This is a genomic window from Streptomyces sp. NBC_01622 (assembly GCF_045209635.1).
GTDB lineage: Bacteria > Actinomycetota > Actinomycetes > Streptomycetales > Streptomycetaceae > Streptomyces.
The window spans coordinates 8,008,700-8,026,776 of sequence record NZ_CP109293.1; the positions used below are offsets into that span (position 1 = coordinate 8,008,700).

Annotated in this window: 19 protein-coding genes; 8 read left to right on the forward strand and 11 right to left on the reverse strand. The window is 70.5% G+C overall.

Features of this window, described 5'->3' with window-relative positions:
• Positions 1-97: 97 nt before the first annotated feature.
• From OH768_RS37015 to OH768_RS37045, 7 genes are read right to left on the reverse strand one after another with little or no spacing between them, the layout of a single operon-like run.
• On the reverse strand, positions 98-1,846 hold the full coding sequence (locus OH768_RS37015; RefSeq protein ID WP_406460346.1) for a complex I subunit 5 family protein: 1,749 nt from the start codon (positions 1,844-1,846) through the stop codon (positions 98-100).
• Positions 1,846-2,193 carry a sodium:proton antiporter gene (locus tag OH768_RS37020; protein ID WP_401321384.1) on the reverse strand — a complete coding sequence of 116 codons (348 nt, stop codon included), beginning with the start codon at positions 2,191-2,193 and terminating at the stop codon, positions 1,846-1,848. The genes OH768_RS37015 and OH768_RS37020 overlap by 1 nt, the downstream gene beginning before the upstream one ends.
• Positions 2,193-2,930 carry an MnhB domain-containing protein gene (locus OH768_RS37025; protein ID WP_406460348.1) on the reverse strand — a complete coding sequence of 246 codons (738 nt, stop codon included), beginning with the start codon at positions 2,928-2,930 and terminating at the stop codon, positions 2,193-2,195. The genes OH768_RS37020 and OH768_RS37025 overlap by 1 nt, the downstream gene beginning before the upstream one ends.
• On the reverse strand, positions 2,927-3,187 hold the full coding sequence (locus tag OH768_RS37030; protein ID WP_406460350.1) for a Na(+)/H(+) antiporter subunit B: 261 nt from the start codon (positions 3,185-3,187) through the stop codon (positions 2,927-2,929). The genes OH768_RS37025 and OH768_RS37030 overlap by 4 nt, the downstream gene beginning before the upstream one ends.
• Positions 3,180-3,632 (reverse strand): MrpF/PhaF family protein, encoded by a 453-nt coding sequence (locus OH768_RS37035; RefSeq protein WP_406460352.1) that lies wholly within the window; start codon positions 3,630-3,632, stop codon positions 3,180-3,182. The genes OH768_RS37030 and OH768_RS37035 overlap by 8 nt, the downstream gene beginning before the upstream one ends.
• A complete protein-coding gene (locus OH768_RS37040; RefSeq protein WP_406460354.1) occupies positions 3,629-3,811 on the reverse strand; it encodes a hypothetical protein in 183 nt (60 codons plus the stop codon). Before OH768_RS37040 ends, OH768_RS37035 begins: the two co-directional genes overlap by 4 nt.
• 53 nt (positions 3,812-3,864) lie before the next feature.
• The gene (locus OH768_RS37045) at positions 3,865-4,020 is read right to left on the reverse strand and encodes a hypothetical protein (RefSeq protein WP_406460356.1); all 156 of its coding nucleotides are present in this window, start codon (positions 4,018-4,020) and stop codon (positions 3,865-3,867) included.
• 255 nt (positions 4,021-4,275) lie between these two features.
• Between OH768_RS37045 and OH768_RS37050 the strand changes: the two genes are divergently transcribed.
• The 7 genes from OH768_RS37050 to OH768_RS37080 all read left to right on the forward strand — a co-directional run bounded on the left by OH768_RS37050 (position 4,276) and on the right by OH768_RS37080 (position 14,423).
• Positions 4,276-4,854, forward strand: a complete 579-nt coding sequence (locus OH768_RS37050; RefSeq protein ID WP_406460358.1) for a diguanylate cyclase — start codon at positions 4,276-4,278, stop codon at positions 4,852-4,854.
• Positions 4,836-5,387, forward strand: coding sequence for a type 1 glutamine amidotransferase domain-containing protein (locus tag OH768_RS37055; RefSeq protein WP_406460360.1), 552 nt, complete (start codon positions 4,836-4,838; stop codon positions 5,385-5,387). Before OH768_RS37050 ends, OH768_RS37055 begins: the two co-directional genes overlap by 19 nt.
• 116 nt (positions 5,388-5,503) lie before the next feature.
• Positions 5,504-8,581 carry an FAD-binding and (Fe-S)-binding domain-containing protein gene (locus OH768_RS37060; RefSeq protein ID WP_406460361.1) on the forward strand — a complete coding sequence of 1,026 codons (3,078 nt, stop codon included), beginning with the start codon at positions 5,504-5,506 and terminating at the stop codon, positions 8,579-8,581.
• Position 8,582: 1 nt separating this feature from the next.
• Positions 8,583-10,409, forward strand: coding sequence for a thiamine pyrophosphate-requiring protein (locus tag OH768_RS37065; RefSeq protein ID WP_406460363.1), 1,827 nt, complete (start codon positions 8,583-8,585; stop codon positions 10,407-10,409).
• Complete coding sequence (locus OH768_RS37070; RefSeq protein ID WP_406460365.1) at positions 10,409-11,539, forward strand: enolase C-terminal domain-like protein; 1,131 nt, start codon at positions 10,409-10,411, stop codon at positions 11,537-11,539. The genes OH768_RS37065 and OH768_RS37070 overlap by 1 nt, the downstream gene beginning before the upstream one ends.
• Positions 11,540-11,562: 23 nt before the next feature.
• Positions 11,563-13,413, forward strand: a complete 1,851-nt coding sequence (locus OH768_RS37075; protein WP_406460366.1) for a glycoside hydrolase family 15 protein — start codon at positions 11,563-11,565, stop codon at positions 13,411-13,413.
• Entirely contained in the window at positions 13,410-14,423 is a 1,014-nt protein-coding gene (locus tag OH768_RS37080) for an SDR family oxidoreductase (protein ID WP_406460367.1), read from the forward strand. The genes OH768_RS37075 and OH768_RS37080 overlap by 4 nt, the downstream gene beginning before the upstream one ends.
• Before the next feature lie 22 nt (positions 14,424-14,445).
• Here OH768_RS37080 and OH768_RS37085 read toward each other — a convergent pair whose 3' ends face one another.
• The 4 genes from OH768_RS37085 to OH768_RS37100 form a co-directional block, all read right to left on the reverse strand.
• Positions 14,446-14,982, reverse strand: a complete 537-nt coding sequence (locus tag OH768_RS37085) for a cysteine hydrolase family protein (RefSeq protein ID WP_406460369.1) — start codon at positions 14,980-14,982, stop codon at positions 14,446-14,448.
• 50 nt (positions 14,983-15,032) lie between these two features.
• Positions 15,033-15,359, reverse strand: coding sequence for a plasmid stabilization protein (locus tag OH768_RS37090; RefSeq protein ID WP_406460370.1), 327 nt, complete (start codon positions 15,357-15,359; stop codon positions 15,033-15,035).
• 92 nt (positions 15,360-15,451) lie between these two features.
• Positions 15,452-16,408 carry an LLM class F420-dependent oxidoreductase gene (locus OH768_RS37095; protein ID WP_406460372.1) on the reverse strand — a complete coding sequence of 319 codons (957 nt, stop codon included), beginning with the start codon at positions 16,406-16,408 and terminating at the stop codon, positions 15,452-15,454.
• An 81-nt stretch (positions 16,409-16,489) separates the two neighbouring features.
• Positions 16,490-17,110, reverse strand: coding sequence for an ANTAR domain-containing protein (locus OH768_RS37100; protein ID WP_406460374.1), 621 nt, complete (start codon positions 17,108-17,110; stop codon positions 16,490-16,492).
• Between the two features lie 269 nt (positions 17,111-17,379).
• On the opposite strand from OH768_RS37100, the gene OH768_RS37105 reads away from it, so the two are divergent.
• Positions 17,380-17,751, forward strand: coding sequence for a helix-turn-helix transcriptional regulator (locus OH768_RS37105; protein ID WP_406460375.1), 372 nt, complete (start codon positions 17,380-17,382; stop codon positions 17,749-17,751).
• Positions 17,752-18,077: the final 326 nt, after the last annotated feature.

The window sequence follows — 18,077 nt, forward strand, 5'->3', positions numbered from 1 at the left end:
ACGGGTACCCGCCGGGGCATCAGGCACTCGGTGGCACAAGGGGCGTCCCGGCCCGGTTCGGCCCTGCGCCGGCTCCCGTACCGCCTCTCCCGTCGGCTCAGCCGTTGAGGACGCCCGGCAGAGCCAGCGCCGCCAGCAGCGTCGTGCCCAACAGCATCCATGCCACGTAGTCGCCGATGTGGCCGGACTGCAGGCGTCGTAGCGGAACCGTCCACGGCTTGGCGCCGAGCGGTTCCGGGCGCCTCACGGCGAGCGCGGCGAGGCCGAGGGCCAGCAGTGTGGAAGTGAGACCGAGGAGCGACCCGGCCGGGGTCCAGTGCGGGGAGGGGGCCGCGCGGCCGGACACCGCGTGCCCGACCGCGGTGGCGAAGCCGGGCACCGCGCCCACGGCGAGGGACGCGACGAGCAGCACGGCGGGGACCGCGGTCATGGTGTCCGGCACCCGGCTCAGCCGCTGCCGGGTCTCCGGCTCCTCGTCGACGCCGGTGGTCTCGTACGACGACTCGTCGCCGGGCCGGGGGCCGAGGCCGAAGAACACCCGCGCCGCGACCCGGAGCACCGCGCCCGCGGTCACCGCCGACACGGCGACGAACAGCACGGTCAGCGGGCCGCCGACCGCCTCCTCCAGCACCGCTTTCCCGAGGCCGGTGCCGAAGGGCGGCAGGCCGGCGAGGCTCAACGCGCCGACGACGTACAGGACGGCGACTCCGCGCAGTTCGCGGGCGCGTCCGTGCAGGGCGTGTTCGTCCACCGAGCCGTAGCGGTCGAGGAGGACGCCGGTGCAGGCGAACAGGGCGGCCTTCACACCGGCGTGGCCCAGGATGTACAGGGCGACTCCGTCGTCGGCTTCGGGGCTGAGGGAGCCGATGCCGATGAGGAAGAGGCCCATGTGGGCGACCGTGGAGTAGGCCAGCAGCCGTTTGATGTGCCGCTGGTACCAGCACATGACCGCGCCGACCAGGGCGGTCAGCACGCCGAGGACGAGGAGGGCACGGTCGAGGTCGGAGGCCGGGATGCCGCCCGGGCCGGAGAAGACCGTCCGGTAGACCCGCCACACGCCGTAGGCGCCGAGCTCGACCATCACACCCGACAGCAGCATGCACACGGGTGTCGGCGCGACCGCGTGCGCGTCCGGCAGCCAGAAGTGGAAGGGGACGGCCGCCGCCTTCACCAGCAGGCCGGTCAGGACCAGTGCGAAGGCCGCCAGGGTGAGGGCGTCGGGGCCGCCGTGCCGGTCGAGACCCTCACCGATCTTCGTCATGGCGAGTTCGCCGGTGCGCGCGTACAGCAGGCCGATGCCCATCAACATGGCATACGCGCCGAGGGAGTTGAGGACGCCGAAGGACAACGCGCCCTGTACGGCCTTCGGTTCCTCGACGCGGTGGCCGGTCAGGGCGTACGCGACGACGCCCATCAGCTCGAAGAACACGAAGGCGTCGAACAGGTCCCCCGCGATGGCGAAGCCGCACATGCCGCCCTGGAAGAGGAGCATCAGGGCGGGGAAGGAGCCCGCGTGGCGGCGGGGCGGTTCGTCGAAGTAGCGCCAGGAGTACGCCAGTGCCGCCACCGTCAGCAGCGAGGCGAGCGCTGCTATGCCGAGCCCGGGGCCGTCCCCGACGAGGACGATCCCGACGCTCTCGCCGCCCTTGGGGGTCCAGCCGCAGACCCATTCGGTCAGGGGCGGTGAGGAGTTGAGGAGGAGCACGATCGCGAGTGCTGCTGTGCCCGTGGCGAAGACGCAGCCGACCATCTCGGCGGCGGCGCGGGAGAGGTGGCGTCCGGCGGCGACGAGGAGGGCGGCTCCGAGCAGGGGGACGGCGACGAGGACCGGAAGCAGGTGGTGCATCAGCCGCGCAGCTCCGAGAGTTCGTCCGGGTCGACCGTGCCGTGGAGTTTGGAGATCTGCAGGACGAGGGCGAGCAGTACGGCCGTCACCGTGGCGCCCACGACCACGTCGGTGAGGGCGAGGGCCTGGACCACCGGGTCGACGACGGGTCGGGAGCCGGGCTTCAGATCGGAGAAGACGGGCGCGGTGCCGCCGTCGCGGTAGCCCACGGCCAGCAGCAGGACATAGGTGGCCGACTGGCAGACGGCCAGGCAGCCCACCGCGTGGATGAGGTTCCGGCTGGTGACCAGTCCGTAGCAGCCGACGAGGAACACCCAGGCGGCGACGAGGTACGGCAGCACCGACATCACTTCCCGCCGCCCTTCTCGATCTCCACGGCCTGGTCCAGGAAACGGGCGAGCAGGACGACGACCGCGCAGGCGACCTCCATGCCGATGGCCGCGTTCAGGAGGGGGACCGTGCCGCCCGAGGAAAGGGTGTTGAAGGTGCCGTAGGGAAGGAAGTTGGCGAGGAACGCGGTGCCGGCGACCAGTCCGGCGAGGCCCAGGACGAGGTAGGCGGAGGCCGCGAGGGCGTCGGCGATCTCGTACGAGCCGACCGGGCGGATGCGTTCCAGGGCGCGGTAGTCGGCGCCCAGGTAGAGCAGATGGAGCGCGGTCGCCACGACGACACCGCCCTGGAAGCCGCCGCCCGGGCTGAGCTGGCCGTGGGCGATCACGTACAGGCCGGTGACGACGGCGACGGGGAGGACGAGGAGGGCGTACCGGCGTACGGGGAGGGCGACCTGCTCGGGTTCGGGTGCGGCGCGGTGTTCGTCGCGGGTCTGGCGCAGCAGGACGACGGTGCCGAGGACGGACGCGAAGAGGATGCTCATCTCGCCGAGGGTGTCGAAGGCGCGCTGGTCGAAGTTGACGGACGCGATCGTGTTCGCGGTGTGCCGGGCGAGGGAGGCACGTACGGCCCGGTTCCCGTAGGGGTGCTGGTCCCTGCCGAAGCCCGGGAGGTCGAGGCAGGCGGCGACGAGGAGGGCCGCGAGGCCGGTGGCGCCGAGGGCCGCGACGATCAGCCGCGTCCGCCGGGTCATCGTTCCGTCTCCTTCTTCCGCTGCGGCCGTCGGACCTTGCGCACGGACAGCATGATCAGCAGGGGAGTGAGGGCGGAGCCCACGGCCAGTTGGGAGAGCGCCACGTCGGGGGCCTGGAGCACGGTGAACAGGACGGCCAGGACCGTGCCGAGGACGGCCAGGACGAGCGCCTGCCGCGAGGGATCGCGGGTGGCGACGGCGGTGGTCGCGGTCGCGGCGACCAGCAGCAGCGCCACGACGATCAGCGGATCATCCACGCCGGCCCTCCGCAAATCCGCCGGACAGGGCGCGGGAGGCGGTGAGGTTCCCGCCGATCAACAGGGCGCCGACGACCAGGAGTTTGACCAGCGCCCGGCTGGGGCCCGTGGCCACGCACACGGCGATCACGACGGCGGCACCGAACGCGGCGATCGCGTACGTGAGCCCCCATGCGCGCGGCGGATCCTCGGCCAGGTCCTCCGCGAGCAGTCGCGCGAAGACGAGGGTGCCGACCGGGCCCAGCAGGGCCAGCAGCAGGGCGAGATCGACGTACGACGGCCGGTCGTAGCCCTCGGACAGGAGCAGCAGCGCGGGGCAGGCCAGCGAGGTGGACAGGTTCTGCGCCACCACCCGGCGTCGCAACGGGCCCGTGGCGACGCCCCAGACCGCGGCCCCGACCCCCGCCGCGAGCGCGGCCGTCGCGGCGACCGTCCAGCCGTTCACCACCCGCTCACCGCGCGCCGCGCACCCCACGCGGCGAACGCGCCGACCAGCGCGGCGGACGCCCCCACGACGAGTTCCAGGGTGTCCACCGCGCTGATGAACACCAGCCACAGCAGGGCGAGGACCGCCCACCACGCCAGGACCTCGGCCACGCCGAGGAGCGTCGTACGCCGGTTCACCTGGCACCTCCGTCGATCCAACTCGCCCTGTGTGATCGGTTGTTTGCGTTACGTCATCCAAGCATCGCTGTTCCTCCGTCAGGCGGCGGCGCGCGATGACCTGGCCGGCGGCCGGTGTCCTGCTCCGGCAGCAGCAGCTCCTCGTATCTGCCCAACGCGAGCACCAGGCCGAGCATCAGGGGCGGGATGAGCACAGCGAGTACGGCCATGGCATGCCCTTCTCCGGAAAGATGCGCGGGGCGACATGCGGGTGTCCTCGGAGCGAGGGGACAAACCTCCGTGTGGGCACCCGGCCGGCGGGTACGCGGGAGCCCTGAGGATCTGGGCGGGAGCTCTGAAGATCCGAAGGGCCGGACACCACCGCCCGTCCGGCCCCCGACCCGAACGTTCCGACGCCGAGGAGAACCGTGTGACCTCGCTCCACACCTTCACCGAACCGGCCGAACAGATCCTCCGGCTGGTTCGTGCCGGGGCTGGCCGACTGGGTGGTGCACCGGCGGACCCGGATCGAGGACACCTCCGGGACGAAGGAGTCCCTGATCCACGCGCTGATGATGACCGAGGTCGGCATCCCCATCGCGCTGACCCTGCGCTACGAGGTCAACCCCCTGCTCCTCGCGGTGCAGTTGGGGGGCGCCGCGGTCCACGAGGCGACCGCCCTGTGGGACGTACGGACCGCGGTGCGCAGCGAACGGGAGGTCAAGCCGATCGAGCAGCACATCCACAGCTTCCTCGAATCCCTGCCCTTCGCCGCCCTCACCTCCCTGATGTGCCTGCACAGCGACCAGGTCAAGTCCCTTCTGAACGGCGGGCGTTCGGACCCGGGCGCCTGGCGGTTCGTGCCGCGCCGACGACCGCTGTCGCGCGGCTGTCTCGCGGGCATCGCCGCAGGCATCGGCGCGTGCGTGCTCCTGCCGTACGGAGAGGAGTTGCTGCGCTGCCGCAGGGCGGCCCGGACACCGGGAAAGCCGGCCCAGGACGAAACCACCTGGCAAGCCGCACAAGGAGAAGGAGAGGGAGCATCATGCGCATCGCATTCCTGATGGCGCCCGAAGGCGTCGAGCAGATCGAACTGACCGAGCCGTGGCAGGCGGTCACCGACCAGGGCCACGAGACCGCCCTCGTGTCGACGGAACCAGGACAGATCCAGGCGTTCAACCATCTGGACAAGGCGGACGTGTTCCCGGTGCAGCTGGTGGCCCGAGAGGCGTCGGCCGGGACGTTCGACGGCCTCGTCCTCCCCGGCGGGGTCGCCAACCCCGACCTGCTGCGCACCGACGAAGGTGCCGTGTCGTTCGTACGGGACTTCTTCGACCTGGGCCGTCCGGTCGCCGCGATCTGCCACGCTCCGTGGATGCTGGTCGAGGCGGACGTGGTCTCGGGCCGCACGCTGACCTCGTGGCCGAGTCTGCGCACGGACATCCGCAACGCGGGCGGGACCTGGGTCGACGAACAGGTACACATCTGCGACCACGGCCCCAACACGCTGGTCACCAGCCGCAGGCCCGACGACCTGAAGGCGTTCTGCGGAGCACTCCTCACCGAGTTCGCCAAGGCCCGGAAGGCCTTCCGGTGACCGAGCACCGGCACCGGTCCACCCCCGCCGGACGTTAGCCGCCCCGATCACCGGGAACCCGTCCAACGCATCGGAGCGGCACCCCGTGCCGGGGCGCTCGCAGAGGGGAGTCGACGGTGGTCGAGGTACGTGGACCGGAGGCGGCGCTGGACACGCGTGCCCTGGAGCAGGCGCTCCGCGACCGTGTGGACGCCGAGGTGCGATTCGACGCCGGCAGTCGGGGCGCCTACGCCACGGACGGCTCGAACTACCGGCAGGTGCCGATCGGCGTCGTGGTCCCGCACACGATCGACGCCGGCGCGGACGCGGTGGCGGTGTGCGCCGAGTTCGGGGCGCCGGTGCTGTCCAGGGGCGGCGGCACGAGCCTGGGCGGCCAGTGCACCAACACCGCTGTCGTCATCGACTGGACGAAGTACTGCGACAGACTGCCGTCGGTCGACGCCGACCGGCGCACCTGCGTCGTCGAACCGGGCATCGTGCTGGACGAACTCAACCGCCAACTCTCCGACCACCAGCTCCAGTTCGGCCCCAAGCCGTCCACCCACAGCCACTGCTCGCTCGGTGGCATGATCGGCAACAACTCGTGCGGCGGCTCCGCCCAGGCCTACGGCAAGACCGTGGACAACGTCCGGCGCCTGGAGATCCTGACCTACGACGGAACCCGCTGCTGGGTCGGCCCCACCTCCGACGCCGAGTACGAGGCGATCATCGCCGCGGGCGGACGAGTCGCCGAGATCCACCAGGGGCTGCGGCAGATCATCGACCGCACCATGGCGGACGTACGGCGCGGATTCCCCCGTATCCCGCGCCGCGTCTCCGGATACAACCTGGACTCGCTGCTGCCCGAGAACGGCTTCGACGTGGCCCGCGCGCTCGTCGGCAGCGAGGGCACCCTGGTCACCGTGCTGCGCGCCGAACTCGACCTGGTACCGGTCCCGCCGTACGAAGCCCTCCTCGTCCTCGGCTACGACGACATCTGCGCGGCCGCCGACGACGTGCCACGACTGCTGAAGCACAGCAGTCCGACCCAACTGGAGGCCCTGGACGGGCGGATGGCCCAGTTGATGCGTGAAGAGGGCGCCTATCTCGACTCGCTGGACGAGCTTCCGGAGGGCGAGAGCTGGCTCCTGGTCCAGTTCACCGGGGACAGTCAGGACCAAGTCGACGAGCAGGGACGGGAGTTGATCCGTGCGCTCGGACGCGGCGAGGACGATCCGACAGTGGCCTTCTCCGACGACCCGGCGCGCGAACACAAGATGCTCAAGGCGCGCGAGGCCGGCCTCGGCGTCACCGCACGCCCGCCCGACGGCCGGGAGACCTGGGAGGGCTGGGAGGACTCGGCCGTGGCGCCCGAGGTCCTCGGCGACTATCTGCGCGACCTGAAGAAGCTGTTCGCCGACTTCGGCTACGACCACCCTTCCCTGTACGGGCACTTCGGCCAGGGCTGCGTACACACCCGCATCCCCTTCGAACTCACCACCGCCGAAGGCGTCGCGCACTTCCGGGAGTTCCTCTTCCGGGCCGCGGACCTGGTGGCCTCCTACGGCGGTTCGCTCTCCGGCGAGCACGGTGACGGGCAGGCGCGCGGCGAACTGCTGCCCCGGATGTACGGGGAGAACGTGGTCGCCGCCTTCCGGCAGGTGAAAGCCCTGTTCGACCCGGACAACCGGATGAACCCCGGCAAGGTCGTCGACCCGTACCGCGTCGACGAGAACCTGCGCCTGGGACCCCTGTGGCGCCCCAACAGCCATGACACGCACTTCAGCTACCCGGACGACGACCACTCCTTCGACCGGGCGGTACTGCGCTGCGTCGGCATCGGCAACTGCCGTACGCACGAAGGCGGCGTGATGTGCCCCTCCTACCGGGCGACGGGCGAGGAGGAACACTCCACGCGCGGGCGGGCGCGGCTGCTGTTCGAGATGCTCGACGGGCACGCGGACTCCGCCATCACCGACGGCTGGCGCTCCACCGAGGTCCGTGACGCCCTGGACCTCTGCCTCGCCTGCAAGGGCTGCAAGTCCGACTGCCCGGTCGGCGTCGACATGGCCACCTACAAGGCCGAGTTCCTCTCCCACCACTACGAGGGACGACTGCGGCCTGCCGCGCACTACTCCATGGGCTGGCTGCCGGTGTGGGCGCGGTTGTCCCGGCCGGCGCCCCGACTGGTCAATGCCGCACTCGGTGCGCCGGGGATCGCCGGTCTCGGCAAGCGCCTCGCAGGGGTGGCGGTCGAGCGCGACGCGCCGGTCTTCGCCGAGGAGTCCTTCGTCCAGTGGTGGCAGACGCGCGGGACTCCCGACCCCGACCCGGCCGACCCGAGCACCGTCCTGCTGTGGCCGGACACGTTCAGCACCTACTTCCACCCGGGCGTCGCGAAGTCCGCGGTCCGGGTCCTGGAGGACGCCGGATTCAAGGTCGCCGTCCCGACCCGGTCCGTGTGCTGCGGCCTCACCTGGATCTCCACCGGCCAACTCGCCACGGCCAAGCGGGTGTTGACCCATACGCTCGATGTGCTGCGACCCTGGCTGGAGACCGGCACACCCGTCATCGGCCTGGAACCCTCCTGTACGGCCGTCTTCCGCGCCGACGCCCCCGAGCTGATGCCGGACGACCAGGACGTGCGGCGCCTGGCAGGACAGTTCCGGACCTTCGCCGAGCAACTGCTCAACCACAGCCCCGAAGGCTGGCAGCCACCGTCCCTCACCAGGTCGGCGACCGTACAGACCCACTGCCACCAGCACGCGGTCACCAAGGACGACGCCGACCGCGAACTGATGCGGCGCGCCGGGATCGACGCCCGTGTCCTGGACGCCGGTTGCTGCGGCCTGGCCGGCAACTTCGGCTTCGAACAAGGCCATTACGACCTGTCCATGACCGTGGCCGAGCAAGGGGTGCTGCCCGCCGTACGGGAGACCGCCCCCGGCGCGCTGGTCCTCGCGGACGGCTTCAGCTGCCGCACGCAGATCGAACAGGGCGGCACCGGCCGACGCGCCCTGCACCTGGCCGAGGCCCTGGCGCTCGCGATGGACGGACAACACCTGCCCGCCGACCACCCCGAGAAGCTCGCCGACCGGCCCGAGGGCTCCGCCCGGGACGGCCGCCTGCTGGCCGGGGGAGTGGTCGCCGCTGTGCTCGGGGCAGCGGCGACCGTCGGGACCCGGCGGCTCCGTAACAGGCAATCAGCGCGATGAGATGAGAGGAACTCCCGTGTCCATCAAGGTGTCCGACTACGTTCTCCAGCGGCTCCGCGAATGGGACGTCGACCATGTCTTCGCCTACGCGGGCGACGGCATCAACGGCCTCCTCGCGGCCTGGGGCCGCTCCGACAACAAGCCGAAGTTCGTGCAGTCACGGCACGAGGAGATGTCCGCGTTCGAGGCCGTCGGCTATGCCAAGTTCTCCGGCAAGGTCGGTGTCTGCGCGGCGACTTCGGGGCCCGGCGCCATCCATCTCCTGAACGGGCTCTACGACGCCAAGCTCGACCACGTGCCCGTCGTCGCGATCGTCGGGCAGACCAACCGCAGTGCCATGGGAGGCAGTTACCAGCAGGAGGTCGATCTGCTGAGCCTCTACAAGGACGTGGCCTCCGAGTTCTGCGAGATGGTGACCGTCCCCGAGCAACTGCCCAACGTCATCGACCGCGCGATGCGCACCGCGTACGCCAAGCGGACGGTGACCGCGATCGTCATCCCTGCGGACGTACAGGAACTCGACTACTCGGAGCCCAGCCACGCCTTCAAGATGGTGCCCTCCAGCCTCGGCCTGACGCACTCCGCGCCGGTCCCGCCGACGGCGGAACTCGCGCGCGCCGTCGAGGTGTTGGACGAGGGTGAGAAGGTCGCGATCCTCATCGGGCAGGGTGCGCGCGGTGCCCGGGCCGAGGTGGAGGAGATCGCCGAGGTGCTCAGCGCCGGGGTGGCCAAGGCCTTGCTCGGCAAGGACGCGCTGCCGGACGATCTGCCGTACGTCACCGGATCGATCGGCCTGCTCGGCACCCGCCCCTCCTACGAGATGATGCGGGACTGCGACACGCTGCTCGTCATCGGCTCCAGCTTCCCGTACACGCAGTTCCTGCCGGAGTTCGGGCAGACCCGGGCCGTGCAGATCGACATCGACCCGTTCATGATCGGGCTGCGCTACCCCTTCGAGGTCAACCTCGTCGGAGACGCGAAGGAGACCCTTCGGGCCCTGCTGCCGCAGCTGAAGCGGAAGAAGCACGGCTCGTGGCGCAGGAAGATCGAGATGAACACCTCTCGCTGGTGGGAGGTCATGCAGCGGCGGGCAGCCGTGGACGCGGACCCGATCAACCCCGAGTACGTCGTCCACAGCCTGGACGCCCTGCTGCCCGACGATGTGATCCTTGCCGCCGACTCCGGTTCCGCCGCCAACTGGTACGCGCGGCACCTGCGGATGCGCGGCACCATGCGGGGTTCCCTGTCCGGCACGCTCGCCACCATGGGGCCCGGGGTGCCGTACGTCATCGGCGCCAAGTTCGCCCACCCCGACCGCCCGGCGCTGGCGATCGTCGGTGACGGTGCCATGCAGATGAACGGCATGGCCGAACTCATCACCGCCGCCAAGTACTGGCCCGAGTGGGAGGACCCCCGGCTGATCGTCGCGGTCCTCAACAACCAGGACCTGAACCAGGTGACGTGGGAGATGCGCGCCATGGCCGGCGCCCCGCAGTTCCTGCCCTCGCAAGCCCTGCCCGACGTGCCGTACGCCGACTTCGCCCGCTCGATCGGCCTCGGCGGAGTGCGGGTGGAGAAGCCGGGGGAGGTGGAGGAGGCCTGGCAGCGGGCGCTCGGTGCCGACCGGCCGTTCGTCGTCGAGTTCCGGACCGACCCGGCCGTACCGCCGATCCCGCCGTACGCGAGTCTCGACCAGATCGAGGCCGCCGCCTCAGCGGTCATCAAGGGTGACAGCGACCGGGTCGGCATGATCCGGCAGGGCCTGAAGGCGAAGGTGCAGGACATGCTCCCCGGCGGCAAACAGCGCCAGGACAAGCCGGAGGAGTGATGGCCTCGCACACCGCCGGCGGCGGTGACGAGCCGCTCGTGGACCGGGTCGAGACCGCCGTCTACACCGTCCCCACCGACGCCCCGGAGGGCGACGGCACGCTGACCTGGGACTCGACCACCATGGTCGCGGTCCAGGTCAGCGGGGGCGGCGTCACAGGGCTCGGGTACACCTACGGCGCGGCGGCGACCGCCCAGGTCGTCGAGCGGCAACTCGCCGACGTAGTAACGGGCTTGAGCGCCTGGGACGTACCCGCCGCCAACGAGGCGATGAACCGGGCGGTCCGCAACGCCGGACGACCCGGCCTGATCGCCGGTGCCGTATCGGCCGTCGACATCGCCCTGTGGGACCTCAAGGCACGCCTCCTCGACCTGCCCCTGACCCGACTGCTCGGCGCGAGCCGCACCGACGTGCCGGTCTACGGCAGCGGCGGCTTCACGACGTACGACGAGCACCGGCTGGACCGTCAACTGCGCCTCTGGACCGAGGAGTTGGACATCCCCCGGGTGAAGATCAAGATCGGGGAGTCCTGGGGCCGGGCCGAGCGGCGGGACCGGGAGCGGATCGCGCGGGCCCGCCGGAGCATCGGCGACGCGCCGGAACTCTATGTCGACGCCAACGGCGGCTACACCCGCAAACAGGCGGTCCGGATGGCCCGGCACCTCGACGAGCACGGTGTGACATGGTTCGAAGAGCCCGTCTCCAGCGATGACCTGGCCGGGCTGGCAGAGATCCGAGCGGCCGTCGCGCCCGAGGTGACCGCCGGGGAGTACGGCTACACGCTCGCCTACTTCGGCCACATGCTCGGCGCCGGAGCCGTGGACTGCCTCCAGGCCGACGCCACACGCTGCGGCGGAATCACCGTCTGGCTGCGCGCGGCGGCCCTCGCGGAAGCGGCCGGACTGGAACTCTCCGGCCACTGCGCCCCGCACGTCCACGCGCACGCGGCTGCCGCGATCCCCAACCTGCGCCATCTGGAGTGGTTCTACGACCACACGCGCATCGAGGACCTCTTCTTCGACGGCACCCTCGACCCCCACGGCGGCAGCATCCGTCCCGGTGCCGACGGCGCACCCGGCCACGGCCTGACCCTCCGCGCCGAACAGGCGGAGAAGTACCGGACCGGATAGGCCGGGACAGGGACGGAGCCACGATGAACACGCCGAAGACGCCGAACACACGGGAATCCGTCGAGCACGACGCGTATCCGCCGCAGGCGCTGCACGACTACGCCTTCCTCGCCGACGGCGAACGCGGGGCACTGGTCGGCCCGCGCGGGGAGATCTGCTGGCTGTGCGCACCCCGCTGGCACAGCGACGCGGTGTTCTCCACCCTGATCGGCGGAGCCGGTCTCTACGCCGTCACACCGAGGGGCCGCTTCGTGCCCGGCGGACACTACGAAGAGGGCTCCCTGATCTGGCGCAGCCGGTGGATCACGGAAGACGGGATCGTGGAGTGCCGGGAGGCGCTGGCCTTTCCGGGGGAGCCGGGTCGGCTCGTCCTGCTGCGCCGCGTGCGGGCGACGGAGGGACCGGCCCGGGTCCGGGTGGTCCTGCACCCGCTGGCCGGGTACGGCACGCAGCCCCTGCGTGAGGCGCGACGCGACGACGGTGGTGTGTGGACCGCACGGGTGGGCGACCTGTATCTGCGCTGGACCGGTGGCGGCGACGCCTCACTCTCCGAAGTCGGCTCCACGGGGAGGCAGTTCACCCTCGACCTGGCGTTGGGCGAGGGACAACAGCACGACCTGGTCCTCGAACTCGGCGCGCTTCGGTTGCCGGACGACGCCCTCCCCAGGCCGTCCGACCTGTGGGCTCGGACCGAACACGCCTGGTCCGACGCCGTGCCCGCCCTGGACAACACCGTCGCCGCCCGTGACGCACGGCAGGCGTACGCCGTACTGCGGGGCATGACGAGTGCCGACGGAGGCATGGTCGCCGCGGCGACGACCAGCCTCCCGGAACGTTCCGAAGAAGGGCGCAACTACGACTATCGCTACGCGTGGATCCGCGACCAGTGCTATGCGGGCGAGGCGATGGCCGCGGCCGGTCAACACCCCTTGCTGGACGAGGCAGTTCGCTTCGTCGGTGCTCGTCTGCACGAGGACGGGCCGAAGTTGCGGCCTGCGTACATGGTCGACGGCGGACCCGTTCCCGATCAGCGCACGCTCGAACTGCCGGGATACCCCGGCGGCTTCGACCGGATCGGGAATCACGTCAACCGTCAGTTCCAACTCGACGTGTTCGGTGAGGCGCTGCTGCTGTTCGCCGCCGCCGCGCGCCACGACCGGCTCGACCGGGAGGGCCTGCGGGCCGCCGAGATCGCCGTGGCCGCCATCGCGGCCCGCTGGAGCGAACCGGACGCGGGCATCTGGGAGTTGGACGACCGGGCCTGGACACACAGCCGTCTGATCTGCGCCGCGGGACTGCGGCGGATCGCCGACGTGGCACCGGACGCGGCCCGCGAGAGCGAGTGGAACGGGCTGGCCGACATCATCCTCGCGCACACCACGGCGCACGCGACGCACCCCGGCGGACACTGGCAACGCGCCCCGGACGACACGGGGTTGGACGCGGCCCTGCTGCTGCCCCCGGTACGCGGACTGCTCCCGGCCGACGACCCGCGCACCCGCGCCACCCTCCGCGCCTACACCGAGAACCTCACCCGCGACCACTACGCCTACCGCTTCCGGCACGACGAACGGCCACTGGAAGAGGCGGAAGGCGCCTTCCTGCTCTGCGGCTTCGTGACGGCACTGGCCGAACACCACCAGGGACGCGAGGTGGAGGCCTGTCGCTGGTTCGAACGCAACCGGCACGCGTGCGGGGCAGCGGGTCTGTACGCCGAGGAGTACGACAGCGGCCAGCGGCAGCTGCGCGGCAACCTGCCGCAGGCCTTCGTCCACGCCCTCCTCCTCGAAACCGCGGCCACCCTCGCCCATGACCCACCCGTCCGAAGTCCAGGCTTCCCCTCACGACCTCCGAGACGAACAGGACGAGCATGAATCAGCAGACCGTTGTCATCACCGGCGCCAGCGCCGGCATCGGCCGGGCCACCGCACGGCTCTTCGCCGAGCGGGGCGCCAATGTCGTTCTTCTCGCACGGGGCAAGGCGGGCCTCGACGCAGCCGTAGCCGACGTGGAGGAAAGGGGCGGTCGCGCCCTCGCGGTGCCCACCGACATGGCCGACCCCGCACAGGCCGAGGCCGCGGCCGTGGCCGCCGAGGAGGCCTTCGGGCCGATCGACGTCTGGGTCAACAACGCCTTCACGTCGGTGTTCGCGCCGTTCATGGAGATCGAGCCGGACGAGTACAAGCGGGTCACCGAGGTCAGCTACCTGGGCTTCGTGAACGGCACCCGGGCCGCGCTCCGGCGCATGATCCCGCGGGACGACGGTGTGATCGTGCAGGTCGGATCGGCTCTCGGCGACCGGGCCATCCCCTTGCAGTCCGCCTACTGCGGTGCCAAGCACGCCGTCAACGGCTTCACGTCGAGCGTGCGCACGGAACTCATGCACCGGCACAGTCACGTGCACGTGACCGTGGTGCAGATGCCGGCGGTCAACACCCCGCAGTTCTCCTGGGTGTTGTCCCGGCTGCCGAAGCACCCCCAGCCCGTACCGCCCATCTACCAGCCGGAGGTGGCCGCCCGGGCCGTGGCCAACGCGGCGGACCATCCGCACCGCAAGCAGTACTACGTGGGCGCGTCCACCGCCGCGACCGTCCTCGCCAACAAACTGGCACCCGCCCTGCTGGACCGCTACCTCGCCCGCACCGGCTACGCCTCGCAGCAGACCGACGCCGGCGAACCCGGCACCCGCGAGACCAACCTCTGGCACCCGGCGGACGAAGCCCCGGAACACGACTACGGGGCACACGGCACCTTCGACGAGAGGTCCCACTCCCGATCGGCCCAGGCGGCACTCGCGCGACACACCGGGCTCGTGCTGGCCGGCGTGTCGGGAGCGGTGGCGATGGGTGTGGGAGCGGTGATACGGCGCAGGGGGCTCCGGTAGGGCATCTACGAGGCGTCGCGGGTCAGAACCGGACGTCCTCCGCGGCGGAGATACGTGCCCCCATGTTGCGTTCCATCATCCGCAGGGCGGCCTCGGCCAGGTCCGGGTGGATATGGGCCACGGCGTCGCGGGCCACCGTCACCCTCAGATGCCGGATGTGGGCGGCGAGCGCCGAGTACAGCACACACTGCTCGGTGACCTGCCCGCACAGTACGACGTGGTCGGCACCCTGCTGGGTCAGCAGATAGCCGAGCGGGGTCTCGTAGAAGGCGGAGTGCCGTGCCTTGACGACGAAGAGCGAGGCGTCGTCGGGTGCGACGGGCCGGACGAGGTCGGCGTGCGGTCCCTTCAGGGCCGTCTCCAGGATCTCGCCGTGATGGGACCGCCACTGCCCGAAGTTGTCGTTGACGTAGATGACGGGGACGTCGAGTTCGCGCGCGCGGTGCAGCAGCCTGGTCACGGCGGGCAGGGACTCCTCCACCGAGGGGATCAGCAGGGCGGCGTCGTCGTGGTCGTACGTGTTGATCATGTCGATGACGATGAGTGCGCTCTGTGCCATGCCTTCCACCCTGCGCCGGCGACGGCGTCCCTGCGGGCCGGGCCTCGTGATCAGCGGCCGAGGGCCTTCTGCAACTGCCGCTTGTCCATGGAGGAGCGGCCGTGGATGTTGCGCTTCTTCGCCTCGGCGTAGAGCTGGTCCTTCGTGGGGCCCTCGGCGCCGCTGTGTGAGCGCTGCCCGCCGCGCTGGGAGGCGGACTTCGGGTCACGCGTGGAGGTCTTGCTCGCGGTTTTCGACTCGCCGGCGCGGGCGCGCTCCTTGTTCACCGTGCGGGCCGCGATCTCCTTCGCCCGGCGCGTGGACTCGCCCCGCTGCTCGGCGCTCTCCTTCACATGCTCGTACTGTCGTTCCCTCTTCTTGTTCGATCCTGCAGGCATCGCGTCGCTCCTCTCCTGTGTGCTGCTGCCTCTCCTGCATCGCTCCACGGGTTCCCCTTCGGGGCGCCGCGTAACAGCCGTAGGGGGACTCGTCAGCCTTCGAGGCGGGGCAGCACCTTGGTGCGGTAGAAGTCGAAGAAGCCCTGTTGGTCCGGGCCGATCTGGTTGACGTAGACGGTGTCGAAGCCGGCGTCGACGTATTCCCTGACCGCCTTCACGTGGGCGTCCGGGTCGTCGCCGCAGGTGAGGCTCGCTTCGATGCGCTCGGGGCCGACGAGCTGCGAGGCCTGTTCGAAGTGGCGTGGGGTGGGCAGGAGTTGGGCGAGTTCGCCGGGGAGCTGTTCGTTGGCCCAGAGGTGGTGTGCCGTACGGACGGCTTCGTCCTTGTCGGTTGCCCAGCACACCTTGAGTCCCGCGGAGACGGGTTTGGTGCCGCCGCCGCTGCGCCGGAACCGTTCGATGGCTGGGGCCTCCGGGGCCATGGTGATGAATCCGTCTCCGATACGGCCGGCGACCTCGGCGGCGTGCGGGCCGAACGCGGAGACATCGATGGGCACCGGTTCGTCGGGGACCGTGTACAGGCGGGCGTTCTCCACCGTGTAGTGCTTGCCGCGGTGGCTGATCTGCTGCCCGGTGAACAGTTGGCGCATGACGTGGACGGCTTCCTCCAGCATCTCCAGGCGCACGTCGGCCTCGGGCCAGGCGTCACCGAGGATGTGCTCGTTGAGCGCTTCGCCGCTGCCGATGCCGAGCCGGAAGCGGCCATCCAGCTGGACGGCGCTGGTGGCCGCCGCCTGGGCGACGACGGCCGGATGCATACGGATGAGGGGGCAGGTCACCGCGGTCTGCACGGGCAGGGAGACGGCTTGGGAGAGGGCGCCGATCACCGACCAGACGAAGGGGCTCTGTCCTTGGTTGTCGTTCCAGGGGTGGTAGTGGTCCGAGATCCACAGTGACGTGAATCCGGCCTGTTCCGCCATCCTGGCCTGCTCCACCAGCTTGGCGGGACCGTGTTCCTCACAGGAGAGGAAGTAACCGAACTCCGTCATGGCGCTCTCCTCACGGGTGGTGGGTCGTCCGTCCTCCGGGTGGCCGTGGAACGTGGCGGGAAACGTCCGTCCCGCGCCGGTCTATGCCGGGCGTGAGATCTCGGCGATCGCCGTGGTGATCCGCTGGTGCAGGTGGTCGGGCAGCGGCGGCCCGTTGACCGAGCCGACGAGGTCCTCGGCGAGCTGGTGGAGTTTGGTGTTGGTGTGCTGGGAGACGTCGACCAGGACGCTCCAGGCTTCCTCGGGGCTGAGGCCGAAGGAGGCCATCAGGACGCCGCGGGCCAGATCGATGACCGGCCGGGTCAGCATCGCGCGCTTGAGCTGCACGACTTCCACGCGCAGCTCCTCGGCCTCGTCGGACACCCCGTTCCCCTCCATGAGGTCGTGCGCCGCAGCGGAATGTTCGTGCCAGTCGTGGGCAAAACCGTTGACGGGGGCGCGTGTTGACGCGAACAGCGACGACGTGTGGGTGAGGGCGAACAGCCTCTCGACCCACGGACTGAGAGCCCGCACGCCGAGTGTCTTGCCGTCCGCCAGCGCGAGTCGCCGGACCCGCAGCAGGACGTTGAGGCCGGAGCAGTCACAGAAACCGACGCCGGTCAGGTCGAGGTCCACGCCTGCGGGCGACCGGGCCAGTGCCAGGCGGAGGGCCTGCTGCATGATCTGTTCCGTGTCGATGTCGATCTCTCCGGAGACCGTCACGACCGTCCGGGTTCCGGCCGGGTGCGTCACGATCTCCAGGAAGGCCGACCGGGCAACGGCCGCCGGGACGCGCGTCGTTGCACAGACAGCTCGGCTGCTGCTCCTGGGCGGAGCGGAAGATCCGTGTTCTGACATGGCAGTCGCTCCCGAAGCGTTCGCCTGTCCTCTGCCGCTACAAGTTTCATCCGGCGTATGAAGCCCGTCAAGATATACCTGAAATCTATTTCGCGCCTTTGAATGCGTGAATGTTACGCCCTAGGCTGGGGCGCATGGGTGAAGTATCCGAGACACATGCCGGATGGACGTTCCTCACCAGCCATGCCAGGGTGCTGGCCACGATCGCCGAGGATCACCGCATCCGCATCCGTGACATCGCCGCGCGCTGCAGGCTCACCGAGAGGGCCGTCCAGAAGATCATTTCCGATCTGGAGGAGGACGGTTATCTCACCCGGACGCGGGAGGGGCGCACCAACGCGTATCGCATCGAGCCGGGCACCATCCTCAGGCACCCCGCCGAGGCGGGGATGACGGTCGAAGCACTGCTGTCCGCCCTCGCGCGGCACGACGACCAGCGTGACGGACGGCCGCAGCCGTCGTCGCCGGTACTGCGGCGGGAGCGTGACTCCGAATCCGCCAGGTGACGACGGCGGCTTGACGGTGCGACGGTTTGAGGTGCGCGGCGAGGGAGACTCGGCCGGTGCTGGGTGGTCAAGGGGAGTGGGGCTGCTGGGCCGTCTCCCCGCCTGATGCGGCGGGCGCGATTCGCAGCCCCACGGGTCCAACCGCGGCGTTGCCGTTGTCCACGCCGATCGGCTGCGCGTGGCAGGCGCCGTAGAAGCGTGCGGCTGAGTCCCGCGGCACGGGGGCGCTGACCCGGCGTCGCGACCGGGCGTTTCCTCGCCTCATTCGTCACGATCTGCCAGCTTTTCCTGGCTCGGCGTCATCGTGTGTGCGCGCTTGTTTCAGG